We start from the raw sequence: 15658 nt of genomic DNA, 5'->3' as shown, positions 1-15658 counted from the left end.
CCCCCCCCCCCCCCCCCCCCCCCCCCCCCCCCCCCCCCCCCCCCCCCCCCCCCCCCCCCCCCCCCCCCCCCCCCCCCCCCCCCCCCCCCCCCGGCGTGGGTCAGCCGTCGAGGGTGCCGGTCGCCAGCAGGCCGAGCAGCAGCGCGCCCACCACGAGGCGGTAGACCACGAAGGCGTTGAAGGAGTGCTTGGCGACGAACTTCAGCAGCCAGGCGATCGAGGCGTAGGCGACGACGAACGAGACGATCGTGCCGACGGCGAGCGGGGCGGCGCCCACCCCCGTGCCCAGGGCGTCCTTGAGCTCGTACAGTCCGGCGCCGGTCAGGGCGGGGATGCCGAGGAAGAAGGACAGCCGGGTGGCGGCGACGCGGTCCAGGTCGAGGATCAGCGCCGTGGACATGGTGGCGCCGGAGCGCGAGAAGCCGGGGAAGAGCAGGGCGAGGATCTGCGAGCTGCCGACCAGCATCGCGTCCTTGAGGGAGGTGTCGTCCTCCCCGCGCTTGTGCCGGCCCATCTGGTCGGCCGCCCACATCACACCGCTGCCGACGATCAGCGAGCCGGCGACCACCCACAGGGAGGCGAGCGGGCCCTCGATGAGCGGCTTGGCGGCCAGGCCCACGATCACGATCGGGATGGTCGCGTAGATCACCCACCAGGCGAACTTGTAGTCGTGGTGGTACCGCTCCTCCTTGTTGGCCAGTCCGCGGCCCCAGGCGGAGACGATCCGCACGATGTCCTTGAAGAAATACACGAGCACGGCGGCGATCGCACCGACCTGGATGACGGCCGAGAAACCGACGACGGCGTCGTCGTCGACCGGGATGCCCATGAGCCCCTCGGTGATCTTCAGATGCCCGGTGGAGGAGACGGGGAGGAACTCGGTCACTCCCTCGACGGCTCCGAGGACGACGGCCTGACCGACGCTGATGACGCTCATGGGATCCAGTTCTGAGGAGGTTGGTGACATGTGGTGCGGACAGTCTTACTACGTGCCGGTGTGGCCGGATGACTACGCCCAGAGCGCCTGGGCGGCCCAGACCCCGGCGAATGCCGCACCGAGGCCCGCCGCGACACTCCCGACGACGTTGGCGGCAGCGTAGAGCCCCGCCCCGGTCTCGGTCAGCCTCAGGGTCTCGTAGGAGAAGGTCGAGTAGGTCGTCAGGGCCCCGCACAGACCGGTGCCGATCAGCGGCTGCAGGTGGGAATCGGCCGCTCCGGCGGTGACCGCGCCGGTCAGCAGGCCCAGGACCAGGCAGCCCGTGACGTTCACCACGAAGGTGCCCCAGGGGAAGACCGAGTCGTGCCGGGACTGCACCGCCCGGTCGGTGAGGTAGCGCAGGGGCGCGCCGACCATCGCGCCCACGGCGACCAGCAGCCAGTTCACAACGACTTCTTACCCTCCGGACCGGCCGCGGACGGGCCGGGGTCACGGCCGACGTACCGGATGACCTCGCAGTCGTCGAGGATGACGAGCCCCTCGTCGACGAGCTCGTCGAGCTGCGGCAGGAAGTCGCGGACCCGCTGCTCGGTGTCCACGATCACGATTGCGACCGGCAGGTCCTCGCTCAGGGACAGCAGCCGCGATGTGTGGATCAGGGAGGATGCGCCGAAGCCCTCGATGCCGCGGAAGACGCTGGCGCCGGCCAGGCCGGCCGCGTGGGCGCGGTGCACGATCTCCGCGTACAGCGGCTTGTGGTGCCAGGTGTCGTTCTCGCCGATGAAGACGGTCACGCGCAGGGCGTGGCCGGTCAGCCGCGTCATGGCTGCCTCCACTTCAGGACCCGGCGGGCCGCGGTCACCGCGAGCCACACCGCCGTGAGCGCCGCGAGCACGGTCGTCGCGAGGTAGGCCAGACCGGTGCCGGGGTGGCCGCCGTCGATGAGCTTCTGGATGTCGACGGCGTACGTCGAGAAGGTGGTGAAGCCGCCGAGTACGCCGGTGCCGAAGAAGGGGCGCACCAGGCGGTGGGCGGCCCACACGTCGGTGATGACGACCATGAACACGCCGATCACGGCGCAGCCGACGACGTTGGTCCAGAAGGTCGCCCAGGGGAAGCCGCCCGGCGGGGCGGGCCACCACCGGGCCGCCGCGTACCGGGTCGTGGCGCCGGCGGCGCCGCCGAGCGCGACCACCGCGACGACGGGCGCCTGGCCGCGCCAGGCGGACGGTCGCGGGGTGCGGGGCAGGACGCGCGGGTCGTCGGTGTCCGGGGCTGTCATGGTCGTACGTCTCCCACTCGCCGGGGCCCCGTCCGCGGGCGCCGCCCGCGGCACCCCGGCCGCGACGCGGGTGCGGCGGACCCCACCGCCGTGCCGCGGGGGATGATCGCGGCCGGGCACCAGGGTAGCGCCCGGTCCGCACCCGGGTCATTTCGCGGCCGGCGGCTCGCACAGCGCGATCCCGCGCTCCCACGCGCTGCCCAGCACCAGGTGGCCCGCGGCCTCGCAGACGCTGGTGACCATGCGGAAGCCGGAGCGGTGCCGGGCGAGGTGGTGGACGGCGCTGCCCCGGTCGTCGACCGCGAGCACGCCGATCGTGCCGGCCGGGTTCGACCAGGTCGCCGATCCACTGATCGAGGGGGTTGGCAACTGCTCAGCGGGGAGAGCGTATGAGGTCCGTATAGCTCGATCGTGTGGTGGTTGGCTCGCGGGGTTGCGGCGCCGCGCGGGAAGCGCGGTAGCGTGTCCCGCACGATCTGGGACGCCGGGTGCGGCGCCAGTGTGCGGGGCCCCTGCTCCACCGGAGTGATGGTTCAGGGCTTCCTCGCCGCCTCTGGCCGTAGCCATATGGCCAGGTCGTACAGGGAACTGGCCTCCCGGGAACGGACCACGCACAGGATGCGTGTCGCCGCCCCGGGGTTGAGTACGCCGGGGACCAGTGCGCCCAAGACCGTTCGGGGCGTGCGGCTGACTGGGATCACTCCTGCTCAGTCACAAGGAACGGTAGCGGCGGCTGGAGACGGTGAAGTACACGCTGCCGTCGGACAGGGCGACCACGTTGCTGCAGAACCGCAGCCGCTCCCCCGCCACCGAGTCGGCCAGGATGCGTACGACGCCGTCGTCGAGGCCGACGCGCAGCAGTCCGAGTTCGGCGTCGCACACCAGCAGGGGTCCTCGATGCCGGTCAGCACCCGGCCGCGGGCGTCGGCGACGACGTCCTCCGGGCCGCGTCCGCCGATCGCGACGTACCGGCGCGGGACGAGTGCGGTGGGACGGTCCATGAAGGCTCCCCCTCGTTGTCGGGACGGTCCATCCTGGCAGGTGTGCGCCGCGCGCCGCCGTGCCGCGCACCGGCGCCCGGCGCCGTCGTGCCGCGCTTCGCGGCGCGCCCCCGGGTACCCTCGCCGTGCCGCGTCACCCGGCCCGGTTGACGGTCGGTGCCGCGTCACCCGGCCCGGTTCACGGGTCCGTGCCGCACCGGCCGGCGGCCCACGCGCCGGTTTACGGGTCCGTGCCGTCGGCCACTCGGTCCGGTGTGCGTTGCAAGTCGGAGAAGGGGTGGTCCCATGTCGCGTCCGCCCGGGCGGCGTACCGGCAGCCGCCCCGGCCCAGGGCCTGTCGGCGTCGCGGGGCAGGCAGGACTTTCGCAACAGGTCCTGGGAGCCTCCTGCCCACGGTGGCCGCGTTGAACGGCCGGCGCTTCCGGCCGCCCGCGGCATGGCACCGGCTGGGGTTCGCGGAGCTGACCCGGCGGGGCCGGGAGCTGGAGCTGATGCACCGGGCCATGGGGTTCGCCACGCTGGCCCTGGTCACGCTGGCTCCGCTGCTGATCGTGATCGCGGCCGTGGACCCGCTCGGGCACGGCGGGTTCGCCCTGTGGCTGGTCGACGGCATGGACCTGTCCGGCCGGTCCGCGAAGGCGCTGTCGGACGTCTTCACCCCGCCCAGCAAGGTGGTCAGCACCACCGGCGTGCTGAGCATCGTATTGCTGGCGCTGTTCGGGCTGTCGTTCGCCGCGAGCGTGCAGAACGGCTACGAGCGGATCTGGCGGACGGCCGCCGGCCCCTGGCACCGGCTGTGGCGCCAGACGGTCTGGCTGATCATGCTCATGGCCTACCTGTACGCACAGGTCCAGACCCGGAACGTACTGCAGGGACCCGCTCGCATCCCGCTCAGCATGGCGGTGGGGGTGCTGTTCTTCTGGTGGGGGCCGCACTTCCTGCTGCACCGGCGGGTCGGATGGGGGCACCTGCTGCCCGGCGCCATCGCCACGATGGCGGGTCTGGTCGGGCTGCGCTGGTTCTCCTACCTGGTGTTCACCCCGCTCCTGGTCACCAACGCGATCAGTTACGGCCCCGTCGGCACGGTGCTGGTGGTGGAGTCCTGGCTCGTCGGCGTGGGGTTCGTGGTGTACGGCGGTGCGCTGGTGGGCCGGCTGCTGTGCGAGCGGTTCTGGGACGTCGACCCGCCGGACCGGCAGGTGTCGGGGCACCACCCCGGCGGGCGGGGTCCGTCGACGCCCGCCCGTTCCGCGGACCCCGCCCAGCCGCAGCCGGGTCCGTCCGAGTGACGCCGTTCCGACGCGCGGTCACCCGGACGTCGGAGTGACGCCGTTCCGAGTTTCGGTCACCCGGACGTCCGCGTGACGTCCGGGTGACCGTGCGGCCCGCTCAGCCCTGCTCCGCGCCCGTCTCGTCGTCCTCGTCGCGCTCGCCCTCGGCCTGGGAGGGGGTGGTGCGCGGTACTTCGTCGCCGGGCGAGACGTCGTCCCGCTCGCCCTCGGCCTGGGACGGTGTCTGCTCGCTCATCAGGCCTCCTGGTCCGATCCGTTCCGGCTCCTGCGGCCGCATCCGGGTACCCGGATGCGGCCCGTCCCTACCGTCCCGTCTCCGGCGCGCCGTCGGCGACGGCCGGGGCCCGGCCGTCGCACGAGAGGGCTGGGAGAGGGCCCGGGAGAGGTCAGCGGTGGGTGAACCAGGCCATGGCCGGGAGCGCCTTGTCGTCGAAGCCGAACAGCGCCTGGTTCTCCCAGCCGTTGCCGGACGCCGCGTCCGCGGGGTCCCAGCCGTTGCCGGTGACCGCGGTCCAGGTGGCCTCCCAGTAGAAGACGCCGAGGCCGCGGTGGTTCGGCACCGCCTCGACGATGTTTGCGACGGCGTTCATCCAGGCCAGCTGGCCCGCCGTGGTGGCCGGGTAGCCGGTGACCAGCTCACCGGTGGTGTCGATGATGTTGGTGAGCGAGTCGTCGTTGTCGAGGCGGAAGGGGTAGGCCGTCTCGGCGATGAACACCGGCTTGCCGTAGCGGGAGGCCGTGTCGTCGAGGGTGGTCTGGGCGGCGGCCAGGGAGCCGTGCCAGTAGCCGTAGTACGACAGGCCGATCACGTCGTAGTTGATCCCGTAGGTCCTGGCGTTGTCGAACCACCAGCGGACCGTGCCGTCGTCGCCCGCGTTCGCGAGGTGCAGCGCGACCTGCGTGCCGGAGGAGACCGCCTTCACCGCGCTGTAGCCGGAGTTGATCAGCCCGGCGAGCTGCGCCCAGTTGCTCGTGGAGCCCTCGGACCACAGCATGCCGCCGTTGATCTCGTTGCCGACCTGGACCATGTCGGCGGTGGTGCCCTGGGCCTTGAGGGCGCTCAGGACGTCGTAGGTGTGGTTGTAGACGTCCGTCTTGAGCTGACTGTAGCTGTGGCCGGACCAGGCGGCGGGCTTGTTCTGCTTGCCCGGGTCGGCCCAGGAGTCCGAGTAGTGGAAGTCGACCAGCAGCTTCATGCCGGCCGCCTTGACCCGCTTGGCCATGGCCAGCACGTGTGCCTTGTCGTTGTAGCCGTCGGCGGGGTTCACCCAGACCTTCAGGCGGGCGTAGTTCATGCCGGCGTTCTTCAGGATGGCGACCGCGTCGCCGGCGGTGCCGGCGCTGGTCCGGTAGACGCCGCCGTAGGCCTCGCTCTTGGCGAGGGAGGAGATGTCGGCGCCCTTGACGGACAGGCCGGTCGAGCCGGAGGCGAAGGTCAGGTCGTCGACGTTGATCCAGTTGCCGGCGTTGGCGTCGGAGGTGACGCTGATCGTGCACTGGCCGCCGGTCACCGCGACCGAGGTGACGACGCGCACCCAGTCGCCGGCGGACACCGGGAGGTCGGTGCGCTGCTCGGCGCTGCCGCAGTTCTTCAGGGACAGGTACGCGGAGTTCTGGCCGCCGCTGGAGCGGACCCAGGCGGTGAGCGTGTAGGTGCCGGACGTCAGCCCGGACAGGTACTGGTAGGTCTCCACCTTGTAGGCGGAGGACGCCCAGTGCGTCAGGCGGTAGCTCCCGCCGTGGCCGCCGGACTCGGTGTAGGAGGCGCCCGTGCTGCCGTACTCCGACCAGCCGGCGGGGGCGGCCACGCCCGAGCCGTCCGCCTCGAAGCCGCCGTTGGTGAGGGTGGCGGCGGCCTGTGCGGTGGTCGCGGGCAGGGCGGTGAGGGCGAGCCCCGCCACGAGCGGCAGCAGCAGGGCCCTGAGGGTGCGTCTGGGATGGAACATCGTCGTCCGTCGTCCCTTCGACGTGGATGGGGGTGGGTCCCTCGTGACGCGAGGGAGACCCCTCCGCCCGCGGCTCGCGGCTCCGCGGGCGGAGGGGAGCCGGTTCAGCCGTCGAGTCGTACGACCCGGACGGCTCCCGCGGGGACCGCGAGGCGGCCCGCGGCACGCTCGCCGGTCAGCAGTTCGGTGCCGTGCGTCTCCAGCGGCACCTTGGCGTCCGACGCGGTGTGGTTGACGGCGAACAGGTAGCTGCCCGACTCGCCGGTGCGGCGCACGACCTCCACATCTCGGGGCAGGTCGGCGCGCGGCGCGAGGCCGGCGTCGTCGGCGGCCCGCTCCAGCAGGGCGTCCAGGCCGTCGGCGCCGAGGCGGGTGGAGACGTACCAGGCGGTTCCCCGGCCGTGGCGATGGCGGGTGACCGCCGGGCGGCCCGCCGGCAGGCCGTCGGCGTACGTCCACACGGTCTCGGCGCCGCCGGGGACCACGAACTCGCTCCACACGTCGGCGGCGAACTCGCGGCCGCCTGGTCCGGCGAGCCGCACCGACTGCCCCTGGAGCAGCGGCGAGAACTCCTCGACCGTCAGGCCGAGCACGTCCCGCAGCGGGCCCGGGTAGGCGCCCTCGTGTACGGCGTCGTGCTCGTCGACGATGCCGGAGAAGTACGAGACGACGAGGGTGCCGCCGCCCGCGACGTACCTCTCCAGATTGGCGCCGGCCGCCTTGGTCATCAGGTACAGGGCGGGCACGACGACCAGGGGATATCCCGACAGGTCGGCTTCCGGGTGCGCGAAGTCGACCGTGAGGTGGCGGTCGTAGAGTGCCTCGTAGAAGGCGTCGGCGCGCTCGCGCGGATCATGGTCCTCGCTGGGGCGCCACTGGAGGTTCTGCGCCCACCAGGACTGCCAGTCCCACAGGACGGCCACGTCGGACTCGGTGCGGGTGGAGCGGACGGTGGCGAGGCAGTCGATCGCCGCGCCCAGCTCGACGACCTCGCGCCACACCCGGGTCTCGGTGCCGCCGTGCGGCAGCATCGCCGAGTGGAACTTCTCGGCGCCGCGCCGGGACTGGCGCCACTGGAAGAACAGGGCGCCCTCGGAGCCGCGGGCCACGTGGGCGAGGGAGTTGCGGGCCATCTGGCCGGGGGCCTTGGCGGGGTTGCGGGGCTGCCAGTTGACGCCCGACGTGGAGTGTTCGAGCAGCAGCCAGGGGGCGCCGCCGGCGACGGAGCGGGTGAGGTCGGCGGCCATCGCGAGGTTGACGTGGGTGCGGCGGCCGTCGGTGATCAGGTAGTGGTCGTTGGTGACGATGTCGACCTCGCGGCCCCACGCCCAGTAGTCGACGGAGTCGCACTGGCTGAGCGCGGTCATGAAGTTGGTGGTGACCGGCACGCCCGGTGAGAGGCGGTGCAGGATGTCCCGTTCCGCACGGAAGTTCTCCCGCATGGTGGCGTCGGCGAAGCGCCGGTAGTCGAGGGCCTGGCCGGGGTTGCCCACGGTCGGGGTGCGGCGCGGCGGGTTGATCTGGTCGAAGCCGGCGTAGCGCTGGCCCCAGAAGGCGGTGCCCCAGGCGTCGTTGACGGCGTCGACGGTCCCGTAGGCCGCCGCCAGCCAGCGGCGGAAGTGGGCGGCGCAGGAGTCGCAGTAGCAGGCCGAGACGGGGACGCCGTACTCGTTGTGCACGTGCCACATCGCGAGGGCGGGGTGGTCGCCGTAGCGCTCGGCGAGCCGGGTGGTGATGTCCGCCGCGGCCGCGCGGTAGTCGGCGTTGCTGTGGCAGATGGCGGCGCGGGAGCCGAACTCGTAGCGCACGCCGTCCTCGGTGACCGGCAGCGCCTCGGGGTGGGCCCGGTAGAACCAGGCGGGCGGGGCCACGGTCGGCGTGCCGAGGTCGACGCGGATGCCGCCCTCGTGCAGCAGGTCCAGGACGCGGTCCAGCCAGGCGAAGTCGTACACACCCGGCGAGGGCTCCAGCAGGGCCCAGGAGAAGATCCCGACGCTCACCATCGTGACCCCGGCCTCGCGCATCAGCCGGACGTCCTCCGGCCAGACGCTCTCCGGCCACTGCTCGGGGTTGTAGTCCCCGCCGAAGGCGAGCCCGGTGAGGCCCCTGGGGGTGGTCTCCGGCATGGATTCTCTCCCGTTTCATCGATCATTTGGGAACGTGCACACACAACGGCGGCCGTCTGAGCCCAACATAACCGCACAGCAACAACCATTGACAAGTGTCCGGGATGTTTCTCTACTGTGAACGCTCACAGAGCACCGCGAGCAAGCCCCGGCCGAGGTCAGGGAGGCGAGCCGCGGCACCACCACGGCAGGTCCTCGCAGCGTGCGGGGGCCCCGGTCAGGGGAGAGATCCATGCCCAACACCCAGCGCGGACGGCTCGTCAGAGGCGCGGCCGCCGTCGTCGCCGTCGCCCTCGGCGCCACCGCCCTCGCCGCCTGCGGCTCGTCCGACGACGACAGCGGCACCGAGTCCGGTCCGGTCTCGCTGACCTACTGGACCTGGACGCCCGGCATGGACAAGGTCGTCGACCTGTGGAACAAGGGCCAGGGCAAGAAGGACCAGATCACGGTCACCGTGAAGAAGCAGGCCTCCGGTGACTCGCTGATCACCAAGATCCTCACCGCGCACAAGGCGAAGAAGGCGCCCGACCTGGTGCAGGCCGAGTACCAGGCGCTGCCCACGCTCGTCAGCAACGGCGCGCTGGCCGACATATCCGGTGAGGTCGGCGACGCGAAGGGCAGTTTCGCCGACGGCGTCTGGCAGCAGACCACACTCGGCACGGACGCGGTCTACGCCGTCCCGCAGGACATCGGGCCGATGATGTTCTACTACCGCGCCGACCTGTTCAAGAAGTACGGACTGAAGGTCCCCGCCACCTGGGACGAGTTCGCCGAGACGGCCCGCGCGCTGAAGAAGAAGGCGCCGGACAAGGACCTCACCACCTTCTCCGCCAACGACTCCGGCCTCTTCGCGGGCCTCGCCCAGCAGGCCGGCGCCAAGTGGTGGACCACCTCCGGCGAGAAGTGGAAGGTCGGCATCGACGACGCGGCGACGCGCAAGGTCGCGGACTTCTGGGGCGGTCTGGTCAAGGAGGGCGCCGTCGACAACCAGCCGATGTACACCCCGGCCTGGAACAAGGCGCTGAACACGGGCAAGCAGATCGCCTGGGTCTCCGCCGTGTGGGCGCCGGGCACGCTGACCACGGCCGCGCCCGACACCAAGGGCAAGTGGGCCATGGCCCCGCTCCCCCAGTGGTCGGCGGGCGAGAGCGTCACCGGCAGCTGGGGCGGCTCCTCCACCGCCGTCACCACCGACTCCGCGCACCGGGCGGCCGCCGCGAAGTTCGCCGCCTGGCTCAACACCGACGGTGAGGCCCTGCAGGCCCTGGCCAAGGAGAGCGGCATCTACCCGGCCGCCACGAACGCCCAGACCAGCGGCGCCTTCGCGACCCCGCCGGCCTACTTCTCCGACCAGCCGGACTTCTACACCAAGGCCGCCGAGATCGCGAAGACCACGGCGCCCTCCGCCTGGGGCCCGAACGTGAACGTCGCCTACACCGCCTTCAACGACGCCTTCGGGGCCGCCGCGAAGAACAAGTCGGACTTCGCCGCCGCCTTGAAGACGATGCAGGACACCACGGTCGCCGACCTGAAGAAGCAGGGCTTCGAGGTCTCCGAGTGAGAACCGCACGCCGGAAGCCGTACGGGGTGAAGGGGGCCCCTTACGGCTTCCTTCTCCCCGCGACGGTCCTCTTCGCCCTGTTCTTCGCGCTGCCCATCGGCTACGCGGTCTGGCTCAGCTTCCACAAGGTCCACGTCTCCGGCCTCGGCCTGGGCGCGGGCGCCCGCAAGGAGATCTGGGCCGGCCTGGAGAACTACACCGACGCCCTCACCGACAGCGAGCTGGTGGACGGTGCGCTGCGCGTCCTCGGCTACGGCTGCATCGTCGTGCCGGTGATGCTCGGCCTCGCCCTGCTGTTCGCCCTGATGCTCGACTCCGAGCGGGTGCGCCTCGCGCCCGTCACCCGGCTCGCGATCTTCCTGCCGTACGCCGTCCCCGGCGTCGTGGCGGCGCTGCTGTGGGGCTTCCTGTACCTGCCGGACGTCAGCCCCTTCTACTACGTGCTCGCCGAACTGGGCCTGCCGCAGCCGGACCTGCTGGACGGCGGCCCGCTCTACCTCGCCCTGTCGAACATCGCGGTGTGGGGCGGCACCGGCTTCAACATGATCGTCATCTACACCTCGCTGCGGGCCATTCCGGCCGAGGTGTACGAGGCGGCCAGGCTCGACGGCGCCACCCCGCTGCAGATCGCGCTGCGGATCAAGATCCCGATGGTGGCGCCCTCGCTGGTGCTCACCTTCTTCTTCTCGATCATCGCCACGCTCCAGGTGTTCAACGAGCCGACCACCCTCAAACCGCTCACCAACTCCGTGTCGACGACGTGGAGTCCGCTGATGAAGGTGTACCGGGACGCCTTCCGCACCGGTGACGTCCACCAGGCGGCCGCCGAGGCCGTGATCATCGCCATCGCCACGCTCGTGCTGTCCTTCGGGTTCCTGCGGGCCGCGAACCGGCGTCAGAAGCAGGAGGCAGCACGATGAGTTCTCTTGCCGTACACAAGGCCGCGCCTGCCGCGGGGACCGCGCCCGGCACCGCCCAGGGCCGGCCGCCGCGCTCCCGGGTCGCCTGGGTGCCGACGGTCACCCTGCTGCTCGGCGCCCTCTACACGCTGCTGCCGGTGGCCTGGGTGGTGATCGCGTCCACCAAGTCCGGGCGCGAGCTGTTCTCCACGTTCACCTTCCTGCCGGGCACCGGCTTCGCCGACAACATCGAGGACCTCACCTCCTACCGCGACGGCGTGTACTGGAAGTGGATGGGCAACTCCGCCCTGTACGCCGGTCTCGGCGCCCTGCTGTCGACGTGCGTGTCGGCGGTCAGCGGCTACGCGCTCGCCGTCTACCGCTTCCGCGGCCGCGAGACGGTCTTCAACATCCTCCTGGCCGGCGTGCTCATGCCGCCGGTCATCCTCGCCGTCCCGCAGTACCTGCTGCTGGCGAAGGCGGACCTCACCGACTCCTACTGGTCCGTGCTGCTGCCGCAGATCCTCTCGCCGTACGGCGTCTACCTCGCACGCATCTACGCGGCCGCCGCCGTGCCCGGCGACATCGTCGAGGCGGGGCGGATGGACGGCGCGGGCGAGTGGCGCGTCTTCACCCGGATCGCGCTGCCGATGATGGTGCCGGGACTGGTGACGGTGTTCCTGTTCCAGTTCGTGGCGGTGTGGAACAACTTCCTGCTGCCGTACATCATGCTCAGCGACGACGAGAAGTTCCCGATCACGCTGGGTCTGTTCACCCTCCTCGAACAGGGCTCCAACCAGCCCGCGCTGTACACGCTGGTGATCACCGGCGCGTTCCTGGCGGTGATCCCGCTGGTCGCGCTGTTCCTGGTGGTCCAACGGTTCTGGAGCCTCGACCTGCTCTCCGGGGCCGTAAAGTCATGACCATGGGCAACACGGGGGGCCGACGCAGACCGCCGACGATCCACGACGTGGCGCGCGAGGCCGGAGTCTCGCGGGGCACCGTCTCGCGCGTGCTCAACGGCGGGCACTACGTCAGCCCGGCCGCGCAGGAGGCGGTCGACGCGGCGATCCGCAAGACGGGTTACGTCGTCAACCGGCACGCCCGCTCGCTGATCACCGGACGCTCGGACTCGGTCGGCTTCCTGCTGACGGAGCCTCAGGAACGGTTCTTCGAGGATCCCAACTTCAACGTCCTGTTGCGCGGCTGCACCCAGGCGCTGGCCGCGCACGACATCCCGCTGCTGATGATGCTGGCGGGGACGGAGGACGAGCGCCGGCGCATCATGCGGTACATCACCGCGGGTCACGTGGACGGGGTGCTGCTGGTCTCCAGCCACTCCGGCGACCCGGTGGCCGAGGAACTGCGGGCGGCGGGCGTGCCGCTGGTCGCCTGCGGCAAGCCGATCGGGCTGGGGTCGAAGGTCAGTTACGTGGCCGCCGACGACCGAGACGGAGCCCGGGACATGGTGCGCCACCTGCTGTCGCTCGGGCGGCGGCGGGTGGGCGTGGTCACCGGGCCGCTGGACACCCCGGGCGGCGTGGAGCGGCTGGCCGGCTACAAGGAGGTGCTCACGGAGGCGGGCGTCGGGATCGACGAGCGGCTGATCGTCTCCGGCGACTACAGCCGGGCCAGCGGCGAGACGGGCGCGGAGCGGCTGCTGGCGCGGGCCCCGGACGTGGACGCGGTGTTCGTCGCCTCCGACCTGATGGCGCAGGGCGTGCTGACCGCCCTGGAGCGGGCGGGGCGGCGGGTGCCGGAGGACGTGGCGGTCGGCGGGTTCGACGACTCCCCGGCCGCGCTGGCCGCCCGCCCCGAACTGACCACCATCCGCCAGCCCTGGGACCGGATCAGCTCCGAGATGGTCCGGGTGCTGCTGGCCCAGATCGGCGGCGAGGACCCGGCGGCGGTGATCCTGCCGACGGAACTGGTGAAGCGGGAATCCACGTGACGGCATGACGGGCGTGAGCCGCCTGCGCTCCCCCGTCCGCAGCGTCCGCAGTCTCCCGGCGTCCGCACTAGTTGCACACTCAACAAGTGGCGGGCCCGGTGTTACCGTGCGGGTATGGCAGCTGAGACGGCGGACGCCCGGCTCGAGGAGCGGTGGCGGGACATCCTGTCCGTGCACGCGCGCACGATGTGCGAGATCGACCGGGCCCTGCACCCGCACGGTCTCGGCGCGAGCGACTTCGAGGTGCTCGACGTCCTCGCGTCCGAGGCGCCCGCGCACGGCGACCACTGCCGGGTGCAGAACCTCGTCGGCCGGGTCCATCTCAGTCAGAGCGCCCTGTCCCGGCTCATCGGCCGGCTCGAGAAGGACGGCCTGGTCGAACGCTCCATGTGCACCGAGGACCGGCGCGGCGTCTGGGTCGCCCTGACCGCCAGGGGCCGCGAGGTGCACGCCCGGACGCTGCCCCTGCAGCGCTCCGTGCTCACCCGCATGCTGGACGACCGCACCGCGCCGTGACCGCTAAGGCCGGGCGAGCAGCGTGCGCACGCCCTCTGAGGTGAGCGTCAGCGGGTGTTCGGAGCCGCCGTCTATAGTCAGCGACAGGTCGTCGGCCGGCCACTGCGAGGCCAGCGCGCCCAGCGGCACCAGACGGTAGCGGGAGACGAACGGCAGCAGCTCGACCATCTCCGGCTCCGAGGTGAACACGGGCACCACCGGGTTGCCGCCCGGCTGTTCCAGGACGGGCAGCGCCACCGCGGACGGATCGGCGATGTCCTCCTGGTTCGCGTCGTCGGGCACGGGAACGAGGACGTCGCTGCTCGCCAGCGTGTCCAGCGCCGCCGTGTCGTCGGTGTTGACGGCCAGTGCGTCCAGCGCCCGCCTGGCCGGAGTGACGTTGTGGTCATGCGCGGGTGTATCCATGGCAGATCCCCTGGTAGCGATGGTCGTACGGCCCGCCCCGGACAAGATCCGCGCCGGGCACGGTCCTGCTCGCGTACCCGATCCGGACGGGGCCATTCCTGAGGGGAACGGGGAATGACGACCCCCTGTGAAATGACCCGACGGAGAGGGTTTAACATATGAGCGCCGCCTAGCTCGAAAGATGAACCTGTGACTGTCAACGACGCCTCGTTCACCAACTGGAAGCACCGCGAGGAGATCGCGGAGTCGATGATCCCGATCATCGGGAAGCTGCACCGCGAGCGGGACGTCAACGTCCTGCTGCACAGCCGCTCCTTGGTCAACAAGTCGGTGGTCAGCATCCTCAAGACGCACCGATTCGCCCGGCAGATAGCCGGTGAGGAGCTCTCGGTCACCGAGACGCTGCCGTTCCTCCAGGCGCTCACCGCGCTCGACCTCGGTCCGTCCCAGATCGACATCGGCATGCTCGCCGCCACCTACCGGACCGACGACCGCGGTCTGAGCGTGGAGCAGTTCACCGCCGAGGCCGTCGCGGGCGCCACCGGCGCCAACAAGATCGAGCGCGGCGAGGGCCGGGACGTGGTCCTCTACGGCTTCGGCCGCATCGGCCGGCTGGTGGCCCGCCTGCTCATCGAGAAGGCCGGCTCCGGCAACGGCCTGCGGCTGCGCGCGATCGTCGTCCGCGGCGGCGGCGAGCAGGACCTGGTCAAGCGCGCCTCGCTGCTGCGCCGCGACTCCATCCACGGCCAGTTCCAGGGCACCATCACCGTCGACGAGGCGAACAGCACGATCTACGCCAACGGCAACGCGATCGAGGTGATCTACGCGAACGACCCGTCCGAGGTCGACTACACCGCGTACGGCATCAAGAACGCCATCCTCATCGACAACACCGGCAAGTGGCGCGACCGCGCGGGCCTCTCGCAGCACCTGCGTCCCGGCATCGACAAGGTCGTGCTGACCGCGCCGGGCAAGGGCGACGTCCCGAACATCGTGCACGGCGTCAACCACGACACCATCAAGCCGGACGAGCAGATCCTGTCCTGCGCGTCCTGCACCACCAACGCGATCGTGCCGCCGCTGAAGGCGATGGACGACGAGTTCGGCGTGCGGCGCGGCCACGTGGAGACCGTCCACTCGTTCACCAACGACCAGAACCTGCTGGACAACTACCACAAGGCCGACCGGCGCGGCCGCTCGGCGCCGCTCAACATGGTCATCACCGAGACCGGCGCGGCGTCCGCCGTCGCCAAGGCGCTGCCCGACCTGAAGGCGCCGATCAGCGGCAGCTCGATCCGGGTGCCGGTGCCGGACGTCTCGATCGCGATCCTCAACCTCCAGCTGAAGCGGGAGACGTCGCGCGAGGAGGTCCTGGACTACCTGCGCGAGGTGTCGCTCACCTCGCCGCTGAAGCGCCAGATCGACTTCACCACGGCGCCCGACGCGGTCTCCAGCGACTTCATCGGCTCGCGCCACGCCTCGATCGTCGACGCGGGCGCCACCAAGGTCGAGGGCGACAACGCCATCCTCTACCTCTGGTACGACAACGAGTTCGGCTACTCCTGCCAGGTCATCCGCGTCGTCCAGCACGTCTCCGGGGTGGAGTACCCGACGTTCCCGAGCCCGGCGGTCTGACCCGGCCGGACGAAGTGTCCGGTGCGGGGCCCCGCCGTGGGCCACGCACCGGACGCTCGGGGACGCATCCGCCCCGCACCGGACGCTCCGGGACTGGTTCGGCCCCC

The 15658-nt window shown here is 71.4% G+C and carries 17 protein-coding genes; 7 read left to right on the top strand and 10 right to left on the bottom strand.

Annotation, left to right across the window (positions count from 1 at the left end; all coding sequences use genetic code 11):
* Positions 1-100: 100 nt before the first annotated feature.
* From ACZ5GT_RS27145 to ACZ5GT_RS27120, 6 genes are all read right to left on the bottom strand, one after another.
* The gene (locus tag ACZ5GT_RS27145; protein WP_469031522.1) at positions 101-937 is read right to left on the bottom strand and encodes an undecaprenyl-diphosphate phosphatase; all 837 of its coding nucleotides are present in this window, start codon (positions 935-937) and stop codon (positions 101-103) included.
* Between the two features lie 72 nt (positions 938-1009).
* On the bottom strand, positions 1010-1384 hold the full coding sequence (gene crcB, locus ACZ5GT_RS27140; protein WP_469031521.1) for a fluoride efflux transporter CrcB: 375 nt from the start codon (positions 1382-1384) through the stop codon (positions 1010-1012).
* Complete coding sequence (locus tag ACZ5GT_RS27135) at positions 1381-1761, bottom strand: DUF190 domain-containing protein (RefSeq protein WP_469031520.1); 381 nt, start codon at positions 1759-1761, stop codon at positions 1381-1383. Before ACZ5GT_RS27135 ends, crcB begins: the two co-directional genes overlap by 4 nt.
* On the bottom strand, positions 1758-2219 hold the full coding sequence (locus tag ACZ5GT_RS27130; RefSeq protein WP_469031519.1) for a fluoride efflux transporter FluC: 462 nt from the start codon (positions 2217-2219) through the stop codon (positions 1758-1760). The genes ACZ5GT_RS27135 and ACZ5GT_RS27130 overlap by 4 nt, the downstream gene beginning before the upstream one ends.
* A gap of 147 nt (positions 2220-2366) precedes the next feature.
* On the bottom strand, positions 2367-2588 hold the full coding sequence (locus ACZ5GT_RS27125; RefSeq protein ID WP_469031518.1) for a hypothetical protein: 222 nt from the start codon (positions 2586-2588) through the stop codon (positions 2367-2369).
* A 342-nt stretch (positions 2589-2930) separates the two neighbouring features.
* Positions 2931-3101 carry a hypothetical protein gene (locus ACZ5GT_RS27120; protein WP_469031517.1) on the bottom strand — a complete coding sequence of 57 codons (171 nt, stop codon included), beginning with the start codon at positions 3099-3101 and terminating at the stop codon, positions 2931-2933.
* Between the two features lie 610 nt (positions 3102-3711).
* Between ACZ5GT_RS27120 and ACZ5GT_RS27115 the strand changes: the two genes are divergently transcribed.
* Positions 3712-4509: a ribonuclease BN gene (locus ACZ5GT_RS27115; RefSeq protein WP_469031526.1), complete on the top strand. Its 798-nt coding sequence runs from the start codon at positions 3712-3714 to the stop codon at positions 4507-4509.
* 100 nt (positions 4510-4609) lie between these two features.
* Here ACZ5GT_RS27115 and ACZ5GT_RS27110 read toward each other — a convergent pair whose 3' ends face one another.
* The 3 genes from ACZ5GT_RS27110 to ACZ5GT_RS27100 form a co-directional block, all read right to left on the bottom strand.
* Positions 4610-4747 carry a hypothetical protein gene (locus ACZ5GT_RS27110; RefSeq protein ID WP_469031516.1) on the bottom strand — a complete coding sequence of 46 codons (138 nt, stop codon included), beginning with the start codon at positions 4745-4747 and terminating at the stop codon, positions 4610-4612.
* A gap of 151 nt (positions 4748-4898) precedes the next feature.
* On the bottom strand, positions 4899-6458 hold the full coding sequence (locus ACZ5GT_RS27105) for a glycosyl hydrolase 53 family protein (protein WP_469031515.1): 1560 nt from the start codon (positions 6456-6458) through the stop codon (positions 4899-4901).
* Between the two features lie 104 nt (positions 6459-6562).
* The gene (locus ACZ5GT_RS27100; RefSeq protein WP_469031514.1) at positions 6563-8584 is read right to left on the bottom strand and encodes a beta-galactosidase; all 2022 of its coding nucleotides are present in this window, start codon (positions 8582-8584) and stop codon (positions 6563-6565) included.
* Between the two features lie 232 nt (positions 8585-8816).
* Between ACZ5GT_RS27100 and ACZ5GT_RS27095 the strand changes: the two genes are divergently transcribed.
* The 5 genes from ACZ5GT_RS27095 (at position 8817) to ACZ5GT_RS27075 (ending at position 13511) form a co-directional block, all read left to right on the top strand.
* Positions 8817-10145, top strand: coding sequence for an ABC transporter substrate-binding protein (locus ACZ5GT_RS27095; protein WP_469031512.1), 1329 nt, complete (start codon positions 8817-8819; stop codon positions 10143-10145).
* Complete coding sequence (locus tag ACZ5GT_RS27090; protein ID WP_469031509.1) at positions 10142-11065, top strand: carbohydrate ABC transporter permease; 924 nt, start codon at positions 10142-10144, stop codon at positions 11063-11065. The genes ACZ5GT_RS27095 and ACZ5GT_RS27090 overlap by 4 nt, the downstream gene beginning before the upstream one ends.
* Positions 11062-11967: a carbohydrate ABC transporter permease gene (locus ACZ5GT_RS27085; protein ID WP_469031507.1), complete on the top strand. Its 906-nt coding sequence runs from the start codon at positions 11062-11064 to the stop codon at positions 11965-11967. The genes ACZ5GT_RS27090 and ACZ5GT_RS27085 overlap by 4 nt, the downstream gene beginning before the upstream one ends.
* Entirely contained in the window at positions 11964-12995 is a 1032-nt protein-coding gene (locus tag ACZ5GT_RS27080; RefSeq protein WP_469031505.1) for a LacI family DNA-binding transcriptional regulator, read from the top strand. The genes ACZ5GT_RS27085 and ACZ5GT_RS27080 overlap by 4 nt, the downstream gene beginning before the upstream one ends.
* Before the next feature lie 114 nt (positions 12996-13109).
* Entirely contained in the window at positions 13110-13511 is a 402-nt protein-coding gene (locus tag ACZ5GT_RS27075) for a MarR family winged helix-turn-helix transcriptional regulator (protein WP_469031503.1), read from the top strand.
* 3 nt (positions 13512-13514) lie between these two features.
* On the opposite strand, the gene ACZ5GT_RS27070 is transcribed toward ACZ5GT_RS27075, so the two are convergent.
* A complete protein-coding gene (locus ACZ5GT_RS27070; RefSeq protein WP_469031501.1) occupies positions 13515-13916 on the bottom strand; it encodes an SseB family protein in 402 nt (133 codons plus the stop codon).
* A gap of 189 nt (positions 13917-14105) precedes the next feature.
* Here ACZ5GT_RS27070 and ACZ5GT_RS27065 point away from each other — a divergent pair, with 189 nt between their 5' ends.
* Complete coding sequence (locus ACZ5GT_RS27065; RefSeq protein ID WP_469031499.1) at positions 14106-15551, top strand: glyceraldehyde-3-phosphate dehydrogenase; 1446 nt, start codon at positions 14106-14108, stop codon at positions 15549-15551.
* Positions 15552-15658 lie beyond the last annotated feature (107 nt).

This window comes from Streptomyces sp. NPDC031340, assembly GCF_055569945.1.
This window is presented reverse-complemented; position numbering and strand designations above follow the sequence as displayed.

Excerpts from the sequence above, each read along its gene's own strand:
- ACZ5GT_RS27145 (WP_469031522.1), bottom strand. The coding sequence starts at position 937 with ATGAGCGTCATCAGCGTCGGTCAGGCCGTCGTCCTCGGAGCCGTCGAG.
- ACZ5GT_RS27135 (WP_469031520.1), bottom strand. The coding sequence starts at position 1,761 with ATGACGCGGCTGACCGGCCACGCCCTGCGCGTGACCGTCTTCATCGGC.
- ACZ5GT_RS27130 (WP_469031519.1), bottom strand. The coding sequence starts at position 2,219 with ATGACAGCCCCGGACACCGACGACCCGCGCGTCCTGCCCCGCACCCCG.
- ACZ5GT_RS27115 (WP_469031526.1), top strand. The coding sequence starts at position 3,712 with ATGCACCGGGCCATGGGGTTCGCCACGCTGGCCCTGGTCACGCTGGCT.
- ACZ5GT_RS27110 (WP_469031516.1), bottom strand. The coding sequence starts at position 4,747 with ATGAGCGAGCAGACACCGTCCCAGGCCGAGGGCGAGCGGGACGACGTC.
- ACZ5GT_RS27105 (WP_469031515.1), bottom strand. The coding sequence starts at position 6,458 with ATGTTCCATCCCAGACGCACCCTCAGGGCCCTGCTGCTGCCGCTCGTG.
- ACZ5GT_RS27100 (WP_469031514.1), bottom strand. The coding sequence starts at position 8,584 with ATGCCGGAGACCACCCCCAGGGGCCTCACCGGGCTCGCCTTCGGCGGG.
- ACZ5GT_RS27095 (WP_469031512.1), top strand. The coding sequence starts at position 8,817 with ATGCCCAACACCCAGCGCGGACGGCTCGTCAGAGGCGCGGCCGCCGTC.
- ACZ5GT_RS27085 (WP_469031507.1), top strand. The coding sequence starts at position 11,062 with ATGAGTTCTCTTGCCGTACACAAGGCCGCGCCTGCCGCGGGGACCGCG.
- ACZ5GT_RS27080 (WP_469031505.1), top strand. The coding sequence starts at position 11,964 with ATGACCATGGGCAACACGGGGGGCCGACGCAGACCGCCGACGATCCAC.
- ACZ5GT_RS27075 (WP_469031503.1), top strand. The coding sequence starts at position 13,110 with ATGGCAGCTGAGACGGCGGACGCCCGGCTCGAGGAGCGGTGGCGGGAC.
- ACZ5GT_RS27070 (WP_469031501.1), bottom strand. The coding sequence starts at position 13,916 with ATGGATACACCCGCGCATGACCACAACGTCACTCCGGCCAGGCGGGCG.